Below are 3415 nucleotides of genomic sequence, written 5' to 3'. Positions count from 1 at the left end.
GACGACGATCACGGGCCGCCCACCGCCAGCCGCGGCGACCGCGACCACGGTCGGCCGGTCGTTCCCGAGCCGGCCGCGCAGGTCGATCGCCAGCGTCCGGGCGTCATCGGCGACCGCATCGAGACCCGCGTCGTGACCGAGGAAGGTCGTCCCGCCGACATCGCGGGCCGACGCCGTCAGGGCACCACTGGCGGCCTGCAGTTGCTCCTTGTGCAGCTTGTCGAGCTCGCGCTCGGCATCCTTCAGGCGCGTGACCAGGCCATGCACACGCTCGGGCAACTCCTCCGGACGCCCCTTCATCAACTCGGTGAGCTGGCCGACGATGGCCCGCTCACGCGCGAGGAAGGAGTAGGCGTCAGTGCCGACCAGCGCCTCGACGCGTCGCACGCCGGAGCCGATCGACGACTCACCGAGCAGGGTGACCAACCCAAGTTGGCTGGTGTGCTCCGCGTGCGTGCCACCACACAGCTCACGCGCCCAGTCGCCCACCGAGACGACGCGGACCGCGTTGCCGTACTTCTCGCCGAAGAGCGCCATCGCGCCCGCCTCGCGCGCCTGCGCCTGGGTCATCACCTCGGCGCTGACCGCGAGGTCGTCGAGCAGGATGTGGTTGACCCGCGCCTCGACATCGCGCAGCACCGACGCCGGCACGGCCGACGAGGCGTTGAAGTCAAAGCGGAAGCGCCCAGGCGAATTCTCCGACCCGGCCTGAGTCGCGGTCTCCCCCAACGCTTCTCGGATCGCCTTATGCACCATGTGCGTCGCCGTATGCGCGCGTGAGATGGATCGCCGCCGGGCGATGTCGACCTCCGCAAGCGCCACCTCACCGGGCGAGACCTCGCCGGAGACCACGACCCCGCGGTGGACGATCAAGCCGGTGATCGGCTTCTGGACGTCACCGATGTCGACGAGCGCACCATTGGCCAGGCGCAGCACACCGCCATCGGCCAACTGACCGCCGCCCTCGGCATAGAAGGGCGTGCGGTCCAGGACGATCTCGACCTCCTGCCCCTCGTGCGCCGCGCCAACCGCAGCACCGTCGACGAGAACGCCGGCGACCCGCCCCTGACTGGACACCTCGGTGTAGCCGGTGAAGTCGACCTCGTGGCCAAGCGCGTCCGCCACCCCGCGGTATGCCGTGGTGTCGCCGTGTGCGGACTTCTTCGCCTTCGCGTCCGCCTTGGCGCGCTGGCGCTGCTCGGTCATCAACCGGGTGAAGCCGTCCCGGTCGACCTCGAGCCCCTGCTCCTGCGCCATCTCCAGGGTCAGATCGATCGGGAAGCCGTAGGTGTCGTGCAGGGCGAACGCGTCGTCACCCGACAGGGTCGCCGCACCCGATGCCTTGGTGCGCTCCACGGCGACGTCGAGGATGGTCGTGCCCGCGGCGAGGGTACGGCGGAAGGCCTCCTCCTCGGCATACGCGATCTGGCTGATGCGGCCGAAGCCGGACTCCAGCTCGGGATAGGAGAGCTTCATCTTCGCCAGCGAGACCGGCAGCAACTCGGGCAGGCAGGGGTCGGCATACCCGAGCAGGCGCATCGAGCGCACCGCGCGGCGCAGCATGCGACGCAGCACATAGCCGCGGCCCTCATTGCCCGGGGTAACGCCATCACCGATGAGCATCAGCGAGGAGCGCACATGGTCGGCGACCACGCGCAGCCGCACGTCGTCGGGGTGCGACGCCCCGGCCGAGTGACCGGAATGCGCCCCATAGACCTTGCCGGTCATCTCCGCCGCGCGCACCAGGACCGGCTTGACCTCGTCGATCTCGTAGAGGTTGTCGACGCCCTGGAGCAGGCTGGCCATCCGCTCGAGCCCCATGCCGGTGTCGATGTTCTTCTTCGGTAGCGGCGCCTCGATGTCGAAGTCGACCTTCGCGCGGACCGTCGAGAGCGACTCCTGCATGAAGACGAGGTTCCAAAACTCCAGGAAGCGGTCCTCGTCGACTGCCGGGCCGCCCTCAGGCCCGTAGTCCGGGCCGCGGTCGTAGTAGATCTCGCTGCACGGGCCGCCGGGGCCGGGCACGCCCATGTGCCAGTAGTTGTCGGCCAGCCCGCGGCGCACGATGCGCTCCATCGGGATGCCGGTCAACTCACGCCAGAGGCCGATCGCCTCGTCGTCGTTGTCGAGCACGGTGACCCACAGGCGTTCGGGATCCAGGCCGAAGCCCCCGTCCGCGACGCCGCTGGTGACAAGCTCCCACGCCAGCTCGATGGCTCCGGCCTTGAAGTAGTCGCCGAAGGAGAAATTCCCGTTCATCTGGAAGAAGGTGCCGTGCCGGGAGGTCTTGCCGACCTCTTCGATGTCCTGGGTCCGCACGCACTTCTGCACGCTCGTCGCGCGCGGCGCCGGCGGGGTCTCCTGGCCGAGGAAATAGGGCTTGAAGGGCACCATGCCGGCGTTGACGAAGAGCAGATTGGGGTCATCGTGGATCAGCGGGGCCGACGGGACGACGACATGGCCCTTGCTCTGGAAGAAGGACAGCCAGCGGCGCCGGATCTCAGCGGTTTCCATCGGTTCTCTGCACTCTCGAAAAGGCGATCGACAATCGACACGCCAGTCTAGGCGAGCGGTCAGGACCGCTTCACCCGCTTAACCCGGCCGTATGCCGTTCAGTCGCCCTCCTCGGCGACCCGGTCCGGGCGCGGGCCGGCCGGGTCGAGGAGCAACGCCTTGGCCTGCTCGGGAGTCAGCGGCTCGCTGGTGACCGGGAGCCGGGTGCTGCGCGGCGGGGTGCGGCCGTCCCCGGGGCCGGTGGGCGCGGGCATACCGGCATCGAGGCCGAGGGCATCGCGCAGGTCGCGCTCGCGTTCGGCCGCGCCGGCCTTGACCGTCTGGACGAAGCGGGTCCACCCGGCCAACGGGTTGTCCCGGTCATAGGACGTGCCGACGCGGTGCACGGCATAGGCACCGGCACCGACGGCCACCGCCGCGGCGGCAGTGAGCACTGGTCGCGAGCGACGGCTCATCCGTCGCCACCGGACTTGCGCGAGTGGGCGCCACCGGTGCCGCGCATGCCGCCGAGGGCGGCCCGCACACCATACGAATAGGCGGCAACCTTGACCAGCGGCTGGCCGACGGTCGCGGCGAAGAGCCCGGTCAGGGCGCTGGCGTTGGTCGTCATGGTGCCGACATTGCTGGTGATGCCGTCGACGCGGGCCAGCTGGTCGTTGGTGAGCGCGACGGTGTCGGTGAGCTTGACCAGCGTTGGCTGCACATTCTCGGTGGTTGTCCGCAGCGAGAGTTGGGTCTCGTCGAGGATCTTGCCGGCCTTGCCGACCAGGGAGCCGATCCGATAGACGAGATAGGCGACCGAGAGCGCGAGCACGCACAGGGCGATATCGCCGAGCGAGACATCGGAGAACATGCCGCGACCCTATCCGTCCGCGAGCCCGGCCTCGGGTCGGCGCGTCAG

Annotated in this window: 3 protein-coding genes; all 3 read right to left on the bottom strand. The window is 69.5% G+C overall.

What is annotated here, in order from left to right; translation table 11 throughout:
* Window positions 1-2514, bottom strand: a 2514-nt coding sequence (gene alaS / locus PKH97_RS15155; RefSeq protein WP_324388424.1) for an alanine--tRNA ligase, incomplete at its 3' end; no start/stop codon positions are given.
* Window positions 2515-2612: 98 nt separating this feature from the next.
* Complete coding sequence (locus PKH97_RS15150) at window positions 2613-2969, bottom strand: hypothetical protein (protein ID WP_324388423.1); 357 nt, start codon at window positions 2967-2969, stop codon at window positions 2613-2615.
* Window positions 2966-3367, bottom strand: coding sequence for a DUF948 domain-containing protein (locus tag PKH97_RS15145; RefSeq protein ID WP_324388422.1), 402 nt, complete (start codon window positions 3365-3367; stop codon window positions 2966-2968). The genes PKH97_RS15150 and PKH97_RS15145 overlap by 4 nt, the downstream gene beginning before the upstream one ends.
* Window positions 3368-3415 lie beyond the last annotated feature (48 nt).

Source organism: Nostocoides sp., from assembly GCF_035343835.1.
In the GTDB taxonomy this organism is placed as follows: domain Bacteria; phylum Actinomycetota; class Actinomycetes; order Actinomycetales; family Dermatophilaceae; genus Nostocoides_A; species Nostocoides_A vanveenii.
The sequence above is the reverse complement of the archived record's forward strand: the minus strand, read 5'-3'. Positions and strand labels throughout refer to the sequence as shown.